This window comes from Levilactobacillus enshiensis (assembly GCF_007115095.1).
In the GTDB taxonomy this organism is placed as follows: domain Bacteria; phylum Bacillota; class Bacilli; order Lactobacillales; family Lactobacillaceae; genus Levilactobacillus; species Levilactobacillus enshiensis.
Window position 1 is genome coordinate 1 of the sequence record NZ_SULH01000041.1, and the last position, 473, is coordinate 473.

Below are 473 nucleotides of genomic sequence, written 5' to 3' on the forward strand. Positions count from 1 at the left end.
CTAACTCAAATAAATGATGCTTCCAAGGTGTCCTGGAGTCCTTTAAAGCCTCGGTGGATCCGCTTCAGAGACTTCTCGTTATAAGCATTAAACTGAGAAACCAGGAATCGATCCAGTGAATCTTCCGTTGGAAATTGTTCTTTGCGGTGGGTGGTGCGCTTGAGATGCTTGTTAAAGTTCTCAATCAAGTTAGTGGAGTAGAGTGATTGCCGAATGGCTGGTGGAAAGTCCATGAAAGTGAGCAGATTCGGCATTTTAAGCAGATCTTTGATTAACTTGGGATAGGTACGATGCCAGTTGTTGGCGAACTCATTCAGTTTCAGTTCGGCTGCTTCACGATTGGCAGCCCAATGAACTTGTTTAAAGTCATTGATCACGGCCTTACGGTCTTTCACCCGAACTTTGTTTATCAAATTACGCCCAACATGAACCAGGCAACGTTGTCGTTTAGCTTTGGGAAAATGCCGATTTAA

The 473-nt window shown here is 44.0% G+C and carries 1 protein-coding gene; it reads right to left on the reverse strand.

Translation table 11 applies throughout. The features are described 5' to 3' along the window. Positions 1-5: 5 nt before the first annotated feature. Positions 6-473 (reverse strand): transposase (locus FAY32_RS14490; RefSeq protein ID WP_143464133.1); only part of this gene is annotated, 468 nt, incomplete at its 5' end.